A 17682-nucleotide genomic window follows, 5' to 3' on the forward strand; every position below is an offset into this window, starting at 1 on the left:
ACCTGATCGACAGAAAGGACTGGACTCCATGCTTCGTCAAGATATCATCGATGCGATCGGCAAGACCCCGCTTGTCAAACTGCGTTTGAACGACCGTGCCAAAGGGCAGGTCTATGCCAAGCTTGAACTGCTCAACCCGTTTGGGATGAAAGATCGCGTGGCGAAAAATGCGATTCTCGAAGCGAAGCGCAAAGGCATCCTGCAAGATGGCGCGCCGATCATCGAAAGCTCCTCCGGCACGATGGCAGCAGGCGTGGCGATCGTCGGCACCTACCTAGGCCACCCCGTGCACATCGTTACCGACCCGCGCATCGACCCGATCACGGAGGCCAAGCTGACCTCGCTCGGCTGTCAGGTGCACATCGTGGAGAAAATGTCTCCAGACCGTGGCTGGCAAGGTTCCCGCCTCGAACTGTTGGAGCAGCTCTTGCAAGAGCATCCGGGCTCTTTCTGGCCGCGACAGTACGAAAATCCGGACAACCCGGGCGCATATCGCGAACTGGCAGCCGAAGTGATGGAAGACATCGGCCCTGTGGACATCCTCGTCGCCGCCGTCGGCTCGGGCGGTTCGCTCTCCGGCACGGCGCGCGCTTTGAAAGCGTACAACCCCGATCTGAAAGTGGTAGCTGTCGATGCGACCGGATCGGTCATCTTCGGTCAGCCTGACAACCCCAAGCGCTTGCAAGGCGGCCTTGGCAACTCGCTCGTCGCACCCAACGTCGATTTTGCCGTGATGGACGAGATTCACTGGCTGAACGATGAAGAGGCGTTCGCCGCCACCTTGCAACTGGCTCAGGAAGAAAAAATCTTCGCCGGGAATTCCTCCGGTTCGGTCTTCGCCGTCGCGCGCTGGATCGCAAGCCAAGTCGGGGAGGACCAAAAAGTGCTCGCCATCTTCCCGGATCGCGGCGACCGCTATGTAGACTCGATCTACAGCGAAGCGTACCGCATCGATAAGGGCGTCAACCGCCTGCATTTGCCAGACGACCCGGCTCACGTTTCCTATGACACGGTCGTCACCTCCTGGTCCTACGCCAAGATCGAAGTAAAAGGAGCCAACGTGAATGAAGAAGAAACTGCTGTTCGTTGAATCGAACACCACCGGGACGGGCATGCTCGCGCTGAAAAAAGCGGTGAGCTGGGGCCTGACACCGATTTTTTTGTGCAACAAACCGGAGCGCTACCTCGGTCTGGAAGAGACGGGGAGCGAAGTGATCGTCTGTGACACGAACAGCATCGAAGCTCTGAAACAAACGATCGAAGCAAACGTTGCCATCGAAGAGATCTGCGGATTTGCGACCACCTCCGAGTTTTACCTCGAAGCGGTGGCGACGCTGGCTACCGACTACGGTCTGCCGGGCAACCCGCCGGAAGCGATGCGCACCGCGCGCAACAAATCGCTGACCCGGCAAGCGCTGGACCAAGCGGGCGTCGGTCAGCCGCGCTTTGCGATCGTCAAAGGGCAGAGCGACCTCGAACAAGCGCTGGCAAGCGTCCCCGTTCCCTGTGTGGTCAAACCGGCCGACGACTCCGGTTCCAACGATGTGCTGCTCTGCAACACGCTGGAAGAAGTGGAGCAACACACGCTGAAAATCCTGGCGGTCACCACCAATATGCGTGGACAAGCGACGGCGCAGACCGTGCTGATCGAAGAGTATGTGGATGCACCCGAATATTCGGTTGAGATGTTCACGTGGGAAGGGAAGACCACCTGCATCGGCATCACCGAAAAGAGCTTGACCGGGTTCCCTTACTTCGTCGAATCCCGCCACATTTTCCCGGCGAAACTTGCCCCGGAGGTCGAAGCGGAGATTCGCGCTACGGTCAGCAAAGCGCTGGCCGCAGTCGGCGTGAAAAACGGCGCGACCCACACCGAACTCAAGCTGACGGAGGAAGGTGCGAAGATCATCGAGATCAACGCCCGTCTGGCAGGTGGGATGATCCCGGAGCTGATCCGCTTGGCGACAGGTGTGGACATGCTGGAACAGCAGATCCGTTGCTCCGTTGACGGCCCGAAAGACCTCGTCGTCGCTTATCAGGGACATGCGGGCATCAAGTTCATCATGGCGCCCGAAGAAGGGGTGCTTCGCGAGATCAGCGGCGTAGAAACGGCACAAAACTCTGCGGGCGTACAACAGGTGATCGTCACGGGCAAACCGGGCCAAGCGGTCCAACCGCCGCAGAACGCTTACCACCGCCTCGGTTCGATCATCGTCAAAGGCGACACGTATGAAGAGACGACGACCGCTTTGGATACGGCGCTGGAGAAAATCGGCGTCGTGCTGGAAGCAGCGGTCGTCAAGAACTAGGAAACGGAGGCTCACCATGATCGAATTACGCAGTGACACATTTACCTTGCCAACAGAAGAAATGCTCGAAGCGATTCCGAAGGCGGCGCTAGGCGATGACATCTACGGGGAAGACCCGACCGTCAAACAGCTTGAACAGCTCGCCGCCGAAATGCTCGGCAAAGAAGCGGCCATCTTCATGCCGAGCGGCACGATGGCCAACCTCGCCTCGCTGATGGCGCACTGCCCGCGCGGCTCGAAAGTGTTGGTCGGCAACGAGACGGACATCTACATCTACGAGGCGGCGGGCGCATCTGTCTGTGGCGGGATCATGTACGAGCCGATCCCGACTCAGCCGGACGGAACGCTGTTGATCGAAGACTTGGCCAAAGCTTTCCCCGACGACACGAGCGACCCGCAGTTTGCGCTCCCTTCGCTGATCACCATCGAAAACCCGCACAACCGGATGGGCGGCAAAGTGTTGCCGTTATCCTATCTGGAAGAGGTGCATCAGTTCGCGGCCAGCAAAGGACTGCCCGTGCATATGGACGGTGCGCGCATCTTCAATGCAGCGATCGCGCTTGGCGTGCCAGTTTGCGAAGTCGCGCAGTATGCGGACTCGATCCAATTCTGCCTCTCCAAGGGGCTGTCCGCTCCGGTCGGCTCGATGGTGGTCGGCACGGCCGAGTTTATCGAAAAAGTGTACCGCCTGCGCAAAATGCTCGGTGGCGGCATGCGCCAATCGGGTCTCTTGGCAGCCGCTGGGATCATCGCGCTGGAAAAAATGGTGGATCGCCTCGCGGATGACCATGCGAACGCACGCCGTCTGGCCCAAGGTTTGAGCCAGATCGAAGGCATCGAAGTGGACATGGACGTCCCGACCAACATCGTCTTCTTCCGCGTCACAGCAGAAGGATATACGTGGCAGCGCTTTGTTGAAGAGTGCCGCCAAGCGGGTCTGAACATCGCGGAACTCGGACATGGCCGCATCCGTGCGGTGACCCATTCGGGCGTGACAACAGAGGATATCGACACGGCACTGGACATCATCCGCCATGTGCTGTCAAAAGAAGAAGTCCTGAGCGTATAGCTCAGGACTTCTTTTTCGATGATTTGTTCCAATATTTGCGAAGGATAAAATAGAGCAGTACGAGAAAAGCAACATTCGACAGCAACCAAAAAATTATGACTGGCCAAGGCTGAAATTCCATTGTCTCACATCCTTACTGAATATCTATTGTGTTTCAGTATATCATAAAGTAGATATTTACTAAGACGTCTCTGGAATTGACAGCTTCAAGACGTTGTTTTTCACGATAAGCTAATTGATTTCAAATGCGTAATAGGTAGCCGTGAGCGAAGCATTGAAACTATAGGAAGCGGGTCTCAACAAAGCCTTAGAGGTCATCTGCCACGTGCTGTCGAAACAAATAGTCCTAGCGTCTATTTTCCCATCTGGCGTGAGACTTGAACTCGAAAACAAGGAGATCGAACAGCTATGTGGGGTCTGCCCAAACTTTCTTCCATCAGAACAATCTTTCGTAACTTGAGAGGCCAAGCGATAGATTTTAAAACGATATCGGTCTATGTCACAGCACAAGAAGAGGTGTTGATCATTCCTTTTGGCACCTCAAAAAAGCTTTGGGGTGGCGCGTACAATCTAGACATCGTCCATGTGTTGGCGGCCGGGTTTTCTGATGAAAAGTTAGAAGCGAAAGCCTTTCAAGCGCTGGACGAATGGAACAGCATTGAGCCGGACGACAGCTCGTCACGATCGGTGCTCGAAAAACATCTCAACGTGAGTAGCTTTGCGGAGGCGATCCGCGAGATGAAACTGGTCGATGTCGGTTGGACTCCTACAGATGGCTACTATGTGGTTCCCACCAAGAACGAAGGCCCCAGCGGCTTTGTTCATCTGGAGCAGAAGATCCACTTAGGAGAAGACCTTGCGCCTGGACAACTGGCGACGGCGATTCGCACAGCAATCCAGCATTCCGAGTAGGCGAACCGAAAGTCGAGTGTGCTGGGAGCCATGCACACAAAAAACCTGAGCTGGTCGTTCACCAGACTCAGGTTTTTTTCTCGTCCATCCGTTCCCGGAATCTTGTCGGTAGGTCATAGAACGCCAGCAGATAAGCAAGCGCCAGCCCGCTCGGTAGATACCACCAAGGGAGCCCCGCGATCAGCACAGGCAGGATCAACAGCACAGACTGCACGACCATCACGCCAAATGCTAACTGTGAATATCCCTTCAACTTCGCCTCTTCTTCCAGCGGATATAAGGCTAGTACGTCGGGATACTTTCGCTCCGTCGCGAGGTTCGGCATCTGCTTCCCGGTCACATACAGGGCCAGCAAATACACGCCCAGTCCCACCCACAGATTCGTCACAAAAAACAACCCGACAAACGCAGTCAGCGTGATCCGCAGGGCAATCCCGGAATACTCGCTATGTCGTAAAAATGTCCGCGTGTACAAAAACAAATACGGGTTCCCGCGTTCCCACGGCAACTGACGCAGCTTCCACTCGCGCACACGGTTCTGAATTTCGGGCACATCCACAAAGAAGTTGGCAAACGCGAGATACTTCGCCACCACCTTTTTCTCCAAGGTGAACAGCTCCGACCATGGATACCCATCCGGCCAGCGCCTGCGGACAAGGAACAGCAAGATTGGGAAGAACACCGCATACCAGAACCCTTGCAGGATCAACCACACCACTCCGACATTTGCCAGAAAGCGCAGCCCGGTCTGCCAAGCAGGCTGTTTCCAAGCGATGCTCCGCCATTGTTCTTGCACGTTCCAGACTTTGACGACCAACAGCAACAACCACACGAAGACAAATCCTGTGAGATCACCAATTTCAAATAAGTAAAAAGGTAGGGCAAGCCCGATCACAAACGTAAAACTTAGCGCTCCCATCCAACTGCTATACCGCACCGCGCGTTGAAAATAGGTGTTCATGCGCGCCTCGGCAGGTAGCAAAAACACCAAATCAGGCTCCTTGATGAAAGTCCGGATCGTGCATTTTGTCAAATAGTAGGCCAGCACCACCGCCAAGAAAAGCTCCGAGGGAAACGAAGCGGGCACCCATTCCAACAAATACCGATAGACAAAAGCCACTCCGACCGCCACAAACGGCACCGACATCGGCAAGGCGACATTGCGACCCGCTTTCAAGAGGTAGACCAGCCCGTTCGTCCAGGAGGTCTTCAAGCGGTGGGAGAACAAGTCCGGCAAGTTCCTCATTGCGACGACTCCTTCACAACACGCACAAACAGCTCATCAAGCGTCGCTCCAGGCATCGCGGACTGGGCCCGCATCTCGTCCATCGTCCCATACAGCGCGACCACACCGCGGCTCATCATCACAAAGCGATCGCAATACTTTTCCGCCATGCCGAGAATATGAGTGGACAGCAGAATCCCCGTCCCTTGCGCTTTCATCTCCTCCAGCAACTCTAATAGTGCATGAATCGCCAGCGGATCGAGCCCGACAAACGGCTCATCGACGATCAGCAGGGCGGGCTGGAGCAAAAATGCGCAGAGGATCATCACCTTCTGCTGCATCCCTTTTGAAAACGTCCCTGGAAATGCGTCCAAATGATCCTTCATCCGAAAAATTTGCAACAGCCGCTCCGAACGCTCCTCGTAGACGGCTTCATCCAACCCGTAAGCCATCGCGGTGAGCTGCAAATGTTCACGCAGCGTCAACTCGGGATAGAGCTTGGGCGTTTCTGGCACGTAGGCGATCTGCGACCGGAACAAAGCCCGATTGCTCGCTAACGTCTCACCATGTAAGGAAACTGTACCCGCCAACGGCTCGATCAGCCCCAGCACATGCTTGATCACCGTCGATTTTCCGGCTCCGTTCATCCCGACCATCCCAACCAACTCGCCGGCCTGCACGGTCAGCTCGACATCTTTGATCACTGGAACGTCTGCCTTATAGCCACCGGTCAATCCTGTTACTTCTAACATATGTACCTCCTGAATGCGCATCTAGTACCCACATTGTACCAGAACACAAATCAAAAGCGGTATGCCGAATGAACAGATCGGCATACCGCTTTGTTGAAATAAAATGTGTCGATCATCTTGAGCGAGAAAGCGAAGTCTATCGGTGTTCGCTTCTAATAAGAAGCGACACATCCGTCCGTCCGCGCTTCTGTCCCGCCCATCAGCACGCCCGTCTCCGGATTGCGCCAGATGATCTGTCCGCGTCCGAAACTGCCCGAACCGACCGCCCAACTCACGCCATGACCGCGCGCCGCCAGCGCCTGAACAATATGATCGGGCGTGGAGTGTTCGATCTCCACCTGCTTATCTTTCATCCATTGCCAGCGCGGGGCATCGAGTGCTGCCTGCGGGTTCAGTCCGAAGTCAACCGTGTTCATCACGACCTGTACGTGACCTTGTGGCTGCATGAAGCCGCCCATCACGCCAAACGGTCCGACCGCCTGATCGCCTTTGGTCAAGAAGCCTGGGATGATCGTGTGATACGACTTTTTCCCTGGCTCCAAGCGGTTGTCATGCGTCGGGTCGAGGGAGAAGTTGTGACCGCGGTTTTGCAAACCGATCCCTGTGCCAGGCACGACCAGACCGGAGCCGAAGCCCATGTAATTGCTCTGAATGAACGAGATCATATTGCCTTCGCCGTCAGCCGCCGCCAGATAGACGGTCCCACCGCGCGGCGGTTCGCCTGCGACCGGAGTCAGTGCCGAGTGGCCGATCAAATTGCGCCGCTCATCCGCATAAGCGTCCGACAGCAAGTCCTCGACGCGAACGGTCATCTTGGTCGGATCGGTGATGTACTTCTGACCGTCGGCAAACGCCAGCTTGATCGCCTCGATTTGCTTATGATACGTATCGACCGAATCTCGCTGCGTAAACTCATAGCCCTTCAAGATGTTCAACGCTTGCAGTGCGACCAGCCCATGCCCATTCGGCGGAATCTCCCAAACGTCATAGCCGCGATAGTTCACACCGATCGGCTTCACCCACTCCGGATGATATGCTGCCAGATCTTCCTTCCGAATGTATCCGCCATACTCCCGCGAATACGCATCCACTTTATCCGCCAACTCGCCGCGATAAAAAGCTTCTGCCTTCGTCTCCGCGATCAGTCGCAGTGTCTCTGCATGACCTGGCGACTTCCAGATCTCCCCGACTTGCGGCGCACGACCGTCCGGCGCAAATGTTGCAAACCAAGACTCATATTCCTCACCTTTCAACTGCTTGGAGAACGTGGCAAATGCGCGTTCCCAATAATAGGCCAAAATAGGGGAGAGCGGATACCCTTCTTCCGCATAGCGAATGGCCGGGGCTAACACTTCGGTCAGCGGCAGTCGCCCAAACTTTTCGGACAGCGCGGCCCACGCACTGGGAGCTCCCGGCACGGTGACGGGAAGAAAGCCATATTTCGGCATCTCTTTGACGCCCGCCTTTTCCAGCGCTTCAATCGAAATCCCTTGCGGAGCTGGACCGCTCGCATTCAACCCGTGGAGTTCACCTTTCACCCAGACCAAGGCGAACGCATCGCCGCCAATCCCGTTCGAAGTTGGCTCGACTACGGTAAGTGCGGCAGCTGTAGCGATCGCTGCATCGATCGCATTGCCGCCTTTTTGCAAAACTTCTAACCCCGCCTGTGCCGCCAACGGCTGTGACGTAGCGACCATCCCATTGCGAGCATATGCGGTCATTCGCTTCGATCCGTATGGATGATGCAAAGCATCAAAATTCATCGGAGATTCCCCTTTCTAATACAGGTGGCAGGCTACGAAGTGCCCTTCCTGTGTTTCTTTCATCACCGGGCGCTCCGATTTGCACGATTCGATCGCAACCGGGCACCGTGTATGAAACGCACATCCTGTCGGCGGATTGGCCGGACTCGGCACATCGCCCGTCAAAATGATGCGTTCCCGTTTTTCACGCGGATTTGGACTTGGCACGGCCGACATCAGCGCACGCGTATAGGGATGCAGCGGATTTGCATACATCAGCCCTTTAGGGGCCAACTCCACCAGCCGTCCGAGATACATCACGCCAACGCGGTCCGAAATGTGTCGCACGACCGACAAGTCATGAGAGATAAAGAGATAGGTCAGGCCAAATTGCTCCTGTAGGTCTTTCATCAAGTTCAAGATTTGCGATTGAATCGACACGTCGAGCGCCGAGACCGGCTCGTCGGCGATGACCAGCTTCGGTTTGGTGATCAGCGCTCTGGCAATCCCGATCCGCTGGCGCTGACCGCCGGAGAACTGATGCGGATAGTACGACGCATGCTGTTCGGTCAGACCGACGATCTTCAAAATCTCCAGCACGCGCTCTTTGCGTTCAGCTGCCGAAGCCAAGCCATGAATCTTCAGCGGCTCCTCCAAGATCGCACCGACCGTCATCCGCGGATTCAGCGAGGCAAACGGGTCCTGAAAGACGATTTGCAAATCGCGACGCATTTTCCGCATCGCATCGTCCTTCAATTCGATCAAATTTTGGCCTTGAAACCAGACCTCGCCCGCCGTAGGTTCTGACAAGCGCATGATCGCACGCCCTGTGGTCGATTTGCCACAGCCAGACTCACCGACGATGCCGAGCGTTTCACCCTCCTGCACTACGAAGGAAACATCATCGACCGCTTTGACATGGCTTTGCACTTTCGACAAGACCCCGTCGCGGATCGGAAAATATTTCTTCAATCCTTTTACTTCTAAAAGGGCACTCATGCGGATACCTCCTTGTCTGCGTTGCCAGCATGCAACCAACAACGGCATTGCTGTCCATGATCCAACTTGATGAGGGGAGGCATCTCGGCCAGGCAGCGCGCTTCCACATAAGGGCAGCGTGATGCAAAGCGGCAACCGCTCGTTACTGAGCCTGGCAAAGGTACGTTGCCTGGGATCGAATCGAGTCGTTCTTGATCTTGATCAATCTTGGGGATCGAGCGCATCAAGCCTTGTGTGTACGGGTGAGCGGGAGCGTCGAACAGCGTATAGACATCCGCTTCCTCGACCACTTGACCTGCGTACATGACCACCACGCGGTCACACATCTCGGCCACGACGCCCAGATCATGTGTGATCAGCATGATCGACGTGCCTTGCTTCTCTTTCAGTTCGCGCATCAGATCCAAAATCTGCGCTTGGATCGTCACATCGAGCGCCGTCGTCGGTTCGTCGGCGATCAAGAGCTCCGGCTCACAGCTCATCGCCATCGCGATCATCACCCGCTGGCGCATCCCGCCAGAAAGCTGATGCGGGTATTCATCTAGAATCTTCTCAGCGCGTGGGATGTTTACCTTCTTCAACATCGAGACGGAATGCTCCCGCGCCTTTTGTTTTGAATAACCAAGATGCAACATGACCGACTCGGACAGCTGTTGTCCGATCGTATACACCGGATTAAGCGAAGTCATCGGTTCTTGAAAGATCATGGCAATCTCATTTCCGCGCACCTTGCGCATCGAAGCTTCGGAGAGCTCCAAGAGATTGTTCCCTTTATAACGGATCTCACCGCCTGCGATCAAGGCACCCGTCTTTGGAAGCAGGCGCATGACCGACAGTGAGGTGGCGCTTTTTCCGCATCCAGATTCACCGACGATCCCCAGCGTTTCGCCTTTGCGGACTGCAAAATCCACGCCGTCTACGGCAGGGTTGACGCGACCTTCCCCAATAAAATGCGTCTTTAGTCCAGTGATCTCCAGCAGGTTGTTCATCTTCATCTCGACCCCGCTCTCCAACTTTTTCTTAAAAGAATTACGAATACTTTCTCAAAAACTTTTTGTTTAGTCAAGGTTGAATTTTCTGATTGATTTATCTTTTCGGTGCGTGTATAGTGATACGAAACGAAAGCGATTCTTTGTTTTTGATTACGCATCGTAATGAAAGGGTGTAGAACAAAAATGAAAATTAAACAAGGTAAAATCGCACTTTCCATCCTCTTGGCGGGCTCCCTGCTGGCCGCTGGCTGCGGTGATAAACCTGCCGCATCCGATCCGAAATCAGAAGGTAGCGGCACTGCGCAAAAAACTGGCGGCACTTTGAGCATCTCGCTTGACTCAGATCCGCCGAAACTGGACCCGTTCTCCTCCACGGCGCTTGTCGATCGCATGGTCTTCCAAAGCATCTTCGACAAACTGGTCGATCTGGATGAAAAAGGCGACATCATCCCGATGCTGGCTGAAAAATGGGATGTTTCACCCGATCAAAAATCCTACACCTTTACGCTCAAACAAGGCGTCAAATTCCACGACGGCACCGATTTTAACGCCGAAGCGGTCAAGTTCAACTTTGAGCGCAACATGGACAAAGCGTCGAACCGCAAGAACGAGTTGAATTCGGTCGAGAAAGTAACGGTTAGCGATCCGTACACCGTCAAGGTCGATCTGTCACAACCTTACGCACCGTTCCTGTCTGTACTCACCGACCGTGCAGGGATGATGGTTTCCCCGGCGGGCGTTGAAAAATACGGCGAAGATTTCCTCAATCATCCGATTGGCACTGGCCCATTCGTCTATAAAGAGCGCCAAAAAGGTTCTTCGATCACGCTCGAGAAGAACGCGAACTATTGGCAAAAAGGCCTTCCTTACCTCGATAAAGTCGAATACAAGATCATGAATGATGCGAACGTGGCGCTGATGAACTTGAAGAGCGGTCAAGTAGACATCACCAACAAATTCCCGTTCAAAGAGATCGAAAATGCGAAAAATGATACGAAGATCTCGGTCATCAACGAATCGGGTCAAGGTTACCAAGGTCTGCATCTGAACACGACCAAAGCTCCGTTTGATGTCAAAGAGCTGCGCCAAGCGGTTGACCTGCTGATCGACCGCGATGCGATCGTTAAAGTTGTGCTCTCTGGGGCAGGTTCTCCGGCCCACTCGCCGTTTGCGAAGAGCCAATTTGCATACGGAGATTCTGACAAATCGGAACAACCGAACGTTGATAAAGCAAAAGAGCTTTTGAAAAAAGCGGGTAAAGAGTCTGGCTTCACCTTCACCTTGAAGATCGGTACTTCTCCGACCAACCAACAAGTAGGTCAAATGATCCAAAACATGATGAAGCCAGCTGGCATCACCGTCAACCTGGAAAAAGTGGAGTTCGGGACGATGCTCGAACAAGCGAAGACTGCCAACTATGAAGCGGTTGCGATCGGCTGGAGCGGACGACCGGACCCAGACCTCAACATCTATGATTTTGCAGTGACTGGCAGTTCGAACAACTACCCGCGTTACAGCAACAAGGAAGTTGACCGAATTTTGGGAGAAGCGCGTGTAGAAGGCGATCAAGCGAAACGCAAAGCGAAGTACGATGAAGCGATGCGCATTCTGAATGATGAAGTGCCGTACATCTACTTCTACCATGATCACAACGTCTTCGGTCTGTCCAATTCGGTTGAAGGCTTCACCTACGTGCCGGATGGTTTGATCCGTACCGTCAAACTTTCGAAAAAATAATCCGGCTTGAGTATTGAGAAAGGAGGAGGATTTTCATGACATTTCTGGTCAGGCGGCTGTTGCTCGCTGTTCCAGTCATTCTATTGGTAACGATCATGGTCTTCTCTCTACTTCATCTGCTGCCTGGCGACCCGGCGACTGTCATCTTGGGGCAGGAAGCGACGCCGGAAGCGATCGAGGCGATGCGTGCCAACTTGGGGCTGAATGATCCGATCGTGGTGCAGTATTTGAAATGGCTCGGCGGTGTGTTGCAGGGCGACCTCGGTCGATCGCTGGTCGATCGGACCCCGGTAGCCGAACTGATCTGGCAGCGCTTGCCTGCCACGCTTGAATTGACGCTCGGTACGTTTGTGATCGCGCTTTTGATCGCCGTACCGGCGGGAATTCTCTCGGCGGTCCGACCGAACTCCTGGGTCGATTACACCTCAACGTTCTTCGCTTTGGGCGGGATGAGTGTCCCACACTTTTGGCTGGGTATGATGTTTATCGTCTTCTTTGCGGTCAAGCTTGGTTGGCTTCCCGCGTCTGGCTATGTGCCGTTTACGGAGAATCCGTTGGCAAACTTGGCCGCGATGATCATGCCGATGTTGGCGACCGGTTTGCGCGAATCGGCAATCTTGATGCGGATGCTGCGCAGTGCGCTGCTGGAGGTCATGCATGCCGATTACATCCGCACCGCCTATGCGAAAGGGCACAAAGAGTCGTTTGTCATCTTCCGTCACGCGCTGAAAAATGCGCTGGTACCGGTCGTGACCACTTCCGGTCTGATCGTGGCCGGGCTGCTGGGGGGTCTGGTCATCACTGAATCGATCTTCTCGATCCCAGGTTTCGGTAAGTTGATCATCGAATCGATTTACAATCGCGACTTTGTAACGGTGCAAGGTGCAATTCTCGTGTCTGCGCTGATGGTTGTCGTCGTTAACTTACTCGTCGATATTCTGTATGCGGTGATCGACCCGCGCATTAAAGTTGGGAAGGGGGCGGAACAATGAGTGGAACAGCAGTCGGTCAATCTGAGGCGGTCGTGCAGAAAGCGCCCGCTTCGGAAAGCCAATGGAGGCTCTTTTTCCGCCGCTTCGCCAAAAATAAACTGGCGATCGTTGGCGCCTTGATCATCGGGATTCTGATTCTGACGGCCATTTTTGCTCCCTTACTGGCCACTCATGACATTTATGAGCAGGATTATAATGCCATTCTCGCGAAACCGGGAGATGGACATCTGTTTGGTACAGATGATCTGGGACGAGATGTCTTTTCCCGTCTGGTATACGGGTCTCGTCTCTCCTTGGAAGCAGCGGTGATCTCAGTCGGCATTGCGGTGTTAATTGGCGTGCCGATCGGACTGTTCACCGGATACTATCGCGGCTTTTGGGATGAGTGGATCGTCATGCGAATTGTCGATGCGTTGCAAGCATTTCCGTCCATGATCTTGGCTCTGGCGATGGCCGCAGCGCTTGGCGGTGGATTTTTAAATGCGATGGTTGCGATCGGACTCGGATTTTTACCGTCCTTTATCCGCATTACGCGGGCACAGGTCCTGACAGTCCGGGGACTGGAATTTGTGCAGGCGGCAAAAGCGATCGGGGCGAGCAACATGCGGATCATGTTCCAGCATGTGTTGCCGAACTCGATGGGCCCATTGCTGGTCCAAATCACGCTGGCGATGGCTTCGGCGATCATCGCAGAGGCGGGCCTGTCCTATTTGGGACTTGGTGCCTCTCCGGAAGAGCCGAGTTGGGGCTCGATGCTGCACATCGCACAGGGATATTTGAACATCGAACCACTGCTGGCAGTCTGGCCAGGGATTGCGATCTTCCTCGTTGTGCTCGGTTTTAACCTGTTGGGGGACGGGATTCGTGAAGTGCTTGATCCGAAGCTGAAGCGATAGAAATTTCAGCAATGGGAGCAGGGGGATATTGAACTATGGTCTATGTCTATTCGGAGCAAGAGCAGATGCCACCATTTGAAATGGATGAACTCGACAGGAACATACTTGAAGCACTGCATGAAAACGGTAGGATTTCGTACACAGATTTAGGGAAAATGATTGGCGTCTCGCGAGTGGCGGTGCAGGCGCGAATCAATGCAATGATGGAAGCGGGCGTAATTGAGCGTTTCACGGTGGTGATCAACCCGGCAAAGGTGGGAATTCAGGTCTCGGCGTTTTTCAACGTCGATATTGAACCGCAGTTTTTGGACCATGTGGCGGAGGAGTTGTCCAAAGAGCCAGCGGTAACCAGTTTGTACCACATGACGGGGCCGAGCACACTACACATGCACGGAATTTTTACAAGCAATCAGGAGTTACAAAAGTTTTTGCTGGAAAAGCTCTATGCGATGCCGGGGATATCTCGCGTTGACTGCCAGATGTTGCTCAAGCGGTACAAGAGCCGAATGGGTATGAAATTATAAGGCAGTGATGGCTGTACTGGGAGGGAGGTGAGGAGTATGTCCATTTGGGACCTATTTATCTCGATGGCGCGTGCAGGCCTGCTCGGGTATGGCGGGGGACCGAGTGCGATCCCCTTGATTCGAACGGAAGTGGTCGAGCGATACCGTTGGTTGACCGACCAGGAATTCACTGACGCGCTGGCGATCGCCAATACCTTGCCCGGGCCGATCGCGACGAAGTTGTCCGCGTTTGTTGGCTTTAAAGTTGCTGGAATTCTAGGCGCTGTCTCTGCACTGATTGGTATGGTGGCTCCGACGGCGATCGCGGTGATTGTTCTCGTCAAACTGTTGTTGACGTACAAAGACAGTCCGTACCTCAAGGGATTGATCAATGCGGTTCGTCCCGTCGTCGTCGTGCTTCTCTTGCAAACGGCATGGCAGTCCTCTCAAGGAGGCACGTTCATCGACTGGAAACCGATCGCGATGGGTGTGATCGCAATGCTTGCGATCTTCTGGCTGAAGATCGACGCAGTGTATGTGATCTTAGCGGCGATGGTGCTAGGCGTGCTATTTTTCAGACCGGCTGTTTAATGAAGAAAGAAGGGAAACGGAGAAGCGGCCGTTTCCCTTTTTGTTTACTCAAATCCAAACCCTTGATCGTCGAGAAACGCGCGTAGATGAGCGCGGGATGGATGGGCATATTTTTCGGAAATCTGTTTCGACCAATTGGTGTCGAGCTTGCCGCCGCTGCGTTCGCGGTAGTAGTCGTGCATCGTTTGATCGTAGTTGTCGATGCCAGCCGTGATTTGGCTTGTCCGGTATGTATTTTCATGGTACACCGCATCGCGGGACAGGCGCGGACGAGGTGAAGGCTCCTGGTCAGGAACGCCTACACACATGCCAAAGACCGGGAAGACCAACTGCGGCAGGTTGAGCAGTTCGGTGACGCCGGCCGGATTTTGGCGGATGCCACCGATATAGACGATGCCAAGGCCCAGCGATTCGGCTGCCAACGCCGCATTTTGTGCCGCCAAGGACACATCGACAGTCGCGACGAGAAAGCTTTCTACATATTGTTTTTGCATCTCCACGCCATGTTTGGCACAAGCCTGTTGCAAGCGATAGAGGTCGGCGCACCAAACGAGGAACAGACCGCACTCCTCCACATAATTCTGGTCGCCTGCGAGGTGGGCGAGTTGCTTTTTCAACGCCGGATCGGTGACGCCGATGACGCTGTACGCTTGGATGTTGGAACTGGAAGAGGCCATCTGCGCGGAGTGAACGATCGTCTGGATCTGCTCTTCAGTCAGTGCTGTTGGTTTGAATTTGCGAATGGAGCGATGACCCTGCAACAGGTCGATCGTCTGGTTCATGAGTATTCCTCCTTGGCTGTTGGTAGCATTTGCTTTTATTATAGCCTGAAACGGTTCGCTTGACTTGAAAGGACTTGAAGTTGTTGTGCGGGGGAACGGCTACTCCTCGCATGGCGGTGCGGTGGTAGAGAGTGAAAGAGTGAAAGAGTGAAAGAGTGAAAGAGTGAAAGAGTGAAAGAGTGAAAGAGTGAAAGAGTGAAAGAGTGAAAGAGTGAAAGAGTGAAAGAGTGAAAGAGTGAAAGAGTGAAAGAGTGAAAGAGTGAAAGAGTGAAAGAGTGAAAGAGTGAAAGAGTGAAAGAGTGAAAGAGTGAAAGAGTGAAAGAGTGAAAGAGTGAAAGAGTGAAAGAGTGGCTTGTAGCTCGGATCGTTTCGGTTGAACCGCAAGGGGGCATGAGCGACAGAACGAGGACGAGGAACAAATGCAGTTACTAGCTATAACAACATGGTACTGCTCCTCGCACCGCAGATCGACGAATGGCTGGAAGCGGTGCAAAGATCCTGCCGAGAGTTGTACAGTTGTTTCTTTTGGGGATAATTTACAGAGGGTGTACCTGCAATTGCGACTGGTAGTAAATGGACGTTATAATGAGGGAACGAGAGTCGATGTTACATCAAAAGGCCACAAGGTAGCGTTGATCATGAACGTGCAACTGCTGCTACGGACGACTGACGAAGTGGGAAGAATCAGCGTGTGTACCTGCGAACACTCGGGAATCAGGAGATGGTCGCGGACAAGTGCAGGTCTGGTGAACTGCCCCAGATTGGGGAGGGAGCCGATCTAATGAACGGCAAACCTGCTGGCCGAAGAGAGGATGAGGAAGATGAGCGTTAAACTGGAGCTGATCAGCATGACTGGGTCGCATGTTCGGCTGGAACCGATCACACTGGAACATGCGGTAGGGCTGTATGAAGCTGCCCAAGCGGAGGAAATTTGGACGTACTTGCCCTATCCGATCGATTCGCTGGCAAAGGCGCAATTTTTTATTGAAGAAGCGATCGAACAGGTGGCGAAAGGCACGGAGCTGGTTTTTGTGATCATCGAGCAGGGAACAGATCGTATCATCGGCAGCACACGCTATCTCGATATTTCGATTCCCCACCGAGGGCTTGAGATTGGCTGGACGTGGTTACATCCTAGCGTGTGGCGCAGTCAAGTCAACTCGGAATGCAAATATCTGCTGCTCCGCTATGCGTTTGAAACGCTCGGTTGCATCCGTGTGCAACTGAAAACGGATGCGCGCAATCTCCGCTCGCAAGCGGCGATCGCCCGTCTTGGAGCGGTGCGCGAGGGGACATTACGCAATCACCGCATCCTACCAGACGGTTACAGACGAGACTCCGTCTATTTTTCGATTCTCGACACTGAATGGGCCGACGTGAAAGCTCGTTTGGAAAGCTGGATCGACTGATGTGTTCTCATATGCTGATAGGTGAATCGGGCCTCGAATGTTTCGAGGCTTCTTTCTGTTGTTGATACTGAGAACTTTTCTGTCAATGGAAGTAGAAGCTACTCCGGTGGAGATGGAAAAGTGCAGGAAGGAAGGCGCTGTCGCTGGATGGGAAATGGTTTGATTTCGAGACGACCGCAACCAACCCTGCGTGGGAAGCGTAACGGCTGAAAGGCTGAAAGGCTGAAAGGCTGAAAGGCTGAAAGGCTGAAAGGCTGAAAGGCTGAAAGGCTGAAAGGCTGAAAGGCTGAAAGGCTGAAACTGCTGAAACTGCTGAAACTGCTGAAACTGCTGAAACTGCTGAAACTGCTGAAACTGCTGAAACTGCTGAAACTGCTGTAGCGGGCCGGGGAATTACGCGCATTTTTCTACAATGGCGGGAGCATTCTGCACGTGAACCCAAGCGCTTATGCGAAGTGGATTTGCATCGGCAAAGAATAGAAGAGGGGCTAGCTATGTTCTACTGATATTGAGCGACCTCGCAGACAAGTAAGATGTGAACTTGCCTGATAGGAATATGAAGACAAAGGACAGATTTGTTTTTCTAAAAGTAGATGATTTGACAGACAGCTGAGCTACTTCGTTCATTTTCGACAAATTATTTCTCGGGAAATGAAATATGCTGAGAGTAACGGTCGGACAGGCACCTGAATCCAGAGTCTTTTGTAGGAGAAATTATTGAAGTTGGCCACTCGATTGGCACAACGATCAGTGACATTCTAGCGGTAACAGC

At 53.7% G+C, this 17682-nt stretch carries 16 protein-coding genes; 10 read left to right on the forward strand and 6 right to left on the reverse strand.

From position 1 onward, the window contains the following. Positions 1-28 precede the first annotated feature (28 nt). The 4 genes from CIG75_RS03435 to CIG75_RS03450 all read left to right on the forward strand — a co-directional run bounded on the left by CIG75_RS03435 (position 29) and on the right by CIG75_RS03450 (position 4290). Complete coding sequence (locus CIG75_RS03435; protein ID WP_094238316.1) at positions 29-1090, forward strand: PLP-dependent cysteine synthase family protein; 1062 nt, start codon at positions 29-31, stop codon at positions 1088-1090. After that, complete coding sequence (locus tag CIG75_RS03440; protein WP_094235393.1) at positions 1065-2309, forward strand: ATP-grasp domain-containing protein; 1245 nt, start codon at positions 1065-1067, stop codon at positions 2307-2309. Before CIG75_RS03435 ends, CIG75_RS03440 begins: the two co-directional genes overlap by 26 nt. Before the next feature lie 16 nt (positions 2310-2325). Continuing rightward, on the forward strand, positions 2326-3378 hold the full coding sequence (ltaE, locus tag CIG75_RS03445; protein ID WP_094235394.1) for a low-specificity L-threonine aldolase: 1053 nt from the start codon (positions 2326-2328) through the stop codon (positions 3376-3378). Between the two features lie 408 nt (positions 3379-3786). Then, positions 3787-4290, forward strand: a complete 504-nt coding sequence (locus tag CIG75_RS03450; RefSeq protein ID WP_094235395.1) for a hypothetical protein — start codon at positions 3787-3789, stop codon at positions 4288-4290. 67 nt (positions 4291-4357) lie between these two features. Here CIG75_RS03450 and CIG75_RS03455 read toward each other — a convergent pair whose 3' ends face one another. From CIG75_RS03455 to CIG75_RS03475, 5 genes are all read right to left on the reverse strand, one after another. Beyond that, positions 4358-5536, reverse strand: coding sequence for an ABC transporter permease (locus tag CIG75_RS03455; RefSeq protein ID WP_094235396.1), 1179 nt, complete (start codon positions 5534-5536; stop codon positions 4358-4360). Continuing rightward, a complete protein-coding gene (locus CIG75_RS03460) occupies positions 5533-6267 on the reverse strand; it encodes an ABC transporter ATP-binding protein (RefSeq protein WP_094235397.1) in 735 nt (244 codons plus the stop codon). Before CIG75_RS03460 ends, CIG75_RS03455 begins: the two co-directional genes overlap by 4 nt. A gap of 152 nt (positions 6268-6419) precedes the next feature. Then, positions 6420-8030: a gamma-glutamyltransferase family protein gene (locus tag CIG75_RS03465; RefSeq protein WP_094235398.1), complete on the reverse strand. Its 1611-nt coding sequence runs from the start codon at positions 8028-8030 to the stop codon at positions 6420-6422. Positions 8031-8045: 15 nt separating this feature from the next. After that, positions 8046-9008: an ABC transporter ATP-binding protein gene (locus tag CIG75_RS03470; protein WP_094235399.1), complete on the reverse strand. Its 963-nt coding sequence runs from the start codon at positions 9006-9008 to the stop codon at positions 8046-8048. Then, complete coding sequence (locus tag CIG75_RS03475) at positions 9005-9997, reverse strand: ABC transporter ATP-binding protein (RefSeq protein WP_094238317.1); 993 nt, start codon at positions 9995-9997, stop codon at positions 9005-9007. Before CIG75_RS03475 ends, CIG75_RS03470 begins: the two co-directional genes overlap by 4 nt. A 186-nt stretch (positions 9998-10183) precedes the next feature. Between CIG75_RS03475 and CIG75_RS03480 the strand changes: the two genes are divergently transcribed. From CIG75_RS03480 to CIG75_RS03500, 5 genes are read left to right on the forward strand one after another with little or no spacing between them, the layout of a single operon-like run. Beyond that, on the forward strand, positions 10184-11737 hold the full coding sequence (locus CIG75_RS03480) for an ABC transporter substrate-binding protein (protein WP_094235400.1): 1554 nt from the start codon (positions 10184-10186) through the stop codon (positions 11735-11737). 35 nt (positions 11738-11772) lie between these two features. Next, positions 11773-12729 (forward strand): ABC transporter permease, encoded by a 957-nt coding sequence (locus tag CIG75_RS03485; protein WP_094235401.1) that lies wholly within the window; start codon positions 11773-11775, stop codon positions 12727-12729. Beyond that, complete coding sequence (locus CIG75_RS03490; protein ID WP_094235402.1) at positions 12726-13625, forward strand: ABC transporter permease; 900 nt, start codon at positions 12726-12728, stop codon at positions 13623-13625. The genes CIG75_RS03485 and CIG75_RS03490 overlap by 4 nt, the downstream gene beginning before the upstream one ends. A gap of 35 nt (positions 13626-13660) precedes the next feature. Then, a complete protein-coding gene (locus CIG75_RS03495) occupies positions 13661-14149 on the forward strand; it encodes a chromate efflux transcriptional regulator ChrS (protein ID WP_094235403.1) in 489 nt (162 codons plus the stop codon). 36 nt (positions 14150-14185) lie between these two features. Next, entirely contained in the window at positions 14186-14719 is a 534-nt protein-coding gene (locus tag CIG75_RS03500; RefSeq protein ID WP_094235404.1) for a chromate transporter, read from the forward strand. A 44-nt stretch (positions 14720-14763) separates the two neighbouring features. Here CIG75_RS03500 and nfsA read toward each other — a convergent pair whose 3' ends face one another. Next, positions 14764-15501, reverse strand: coding sequence for an oxygen-insensitive NADPH nitroreductase (nfsA, locus tag CIG75_RS03505; RefSeq protein ID WP_094235405.1), 738 nt, complete (start codon positions 15499-15501; stop codon positions 14764-14766). Between the two features lie 821 nt (positions 15502-16322). Between nfsA and CIG75_RS03515 the strand changes: the two genes are divergently transcribed. Continuing rightward, entirely contained in the window at positions 16323-16910 is a 588-nt protein-coding gene (locus CIG75_RS03515; RefSeq protein WP_094235406.1) for a GNAT family N-acetyltransferase, read from the forward strand. Positions 16911-17682 lie beyond the last annotated feature (772 nt).

This window comes from Tumebacillus algifaecis (assembly GCF_002243515.1).
Taxonomy (GTDB): Bacteria; Bacillota; Bacilli; order Tumebacillales; family Tumebacillaceae; genus Tumebacillus_A; species Tumebacillus_A algifaecis.

What these genes read in the sequence shown, in the direction of transcription:
- CIG75_RS03480 (WP_094235400.1), top strand. Translation starts at nt 10,184, where the DNA reads ATGAAAATTAAACAAGGTAAAATCGCACTTTCCATCCTCTTGGCGGGC.
- CIG75_RS03475 (WP_094238317.1), bottom strand. Translation starts at nt 9,997, where the DNA reads ATGAACAACCTGCTGGAGATCACTGGACTAAAGACGCATTTTATTGGG.
- ltaE (WP_094235394.1), top strand. Translation starts at nt 2,326, where the DNA reads ATGATCGAATTACGCAGTGACACATTTACCTTGCCAACAGAAGAAATG.
- CIG75_RS03465 (WP_094235398.1), bottom strand. Translation starts at nt 8,030, where the DNA reads ATGAATTTTGATGCTTTGCATCATCCATACGGATCGAAGCGAATGACC.
- CIG75_RS03440 (WP_094235393.1), top strand. Translation starts at nt 1,065, where the DNA reads ATGAAGAAGAAACTGCTGTTCGTTGAATCGAACACCACCGGGACGGGC.
- CIG75_RS03515 (WP_094235406.1), top strand. Translation starts at nt 16,323, where the DNA reads ATGAGCGTTAAACTGGAGCTGATCAGCATGACTGGGTCGCATGTTCGG.
- CIG75_RS03455 (WP_094235396.1), bottom strand. Translation starts at nt 5,536, where the DNA reads ATGAGGAACTTGCCGGACTTGTTCTCCCACCGCTTGAAGACCTCCTGG.
- CIG75_RS03470 (WP_094235399.1), bottom strand. Translation starts at nt 9,008, where the DNA reads ATGAGTGCCCTTTTAGAAGTAAAAGGATTGAAGAAATATTTTCCGATC.
- CIG75_RS03490 (WP_094235402.1), top strand. Translation starts at nt 12,726, where the DNA reads ATGAGTGGAACAGCAGTCGGTCAATCTGAGGCGGTCGTGCAGAAAGCG.
- nfsA (WP_094235405.1), bottom strand. Translation starts at nt 15,501, where the DNA reads ATGAACCAGACGATCGACCTGTTGCAGGGTCATCGCTCCATTCGCAAA.
- CIG75_RS03450 (WP_094235395.1), top strand. Translation starts at nt 3,787, where the DNA reads ATGTGGGGTCTGCCCAAACTTTCTTCCATCAGAACAATCTTTCGTAAC.
- CIG75_RS03460 (WP_094235397.1), bottom strand. Translation starts at nt 6,267, where the DNA reads ATGTTAGAAGTAACAGGATTGACCGGTGGCTATAAGGCAGACGTTCCA.
- CIG75_RS03500 (WP_094235404.1), top strand. Translation starts at nt 14,186, where the DNA reads ATGTCCATTTGGGACCTATTTATCTCGATGGCGCGTGCAGGCCTGCTC.
- CIG75_RS03495 (WP_094235403.1), top strand. Translation starts at nt 13,661, where the DNA reads ATGGTCTATGTCTATTCGGAGCAAGAGCAGATGCCACCATTTGAAATG.
- CIG75_RS03435 (WP_094238316.1), top strand. Translation starts at nt 29, where the DNA reads ATGCTTCGTCAAGATATCATCGATGCGATCGGCAAGACCCCGCTTGTC.
- CIG75_RS03485 (WP_094235401.1), top strand. Translation starts at nt 11,773, where the DNA reads ATGACATTTCTGGTCAGGCGGCTGTTGCTCGCTGTTCCAGTCATTCTA.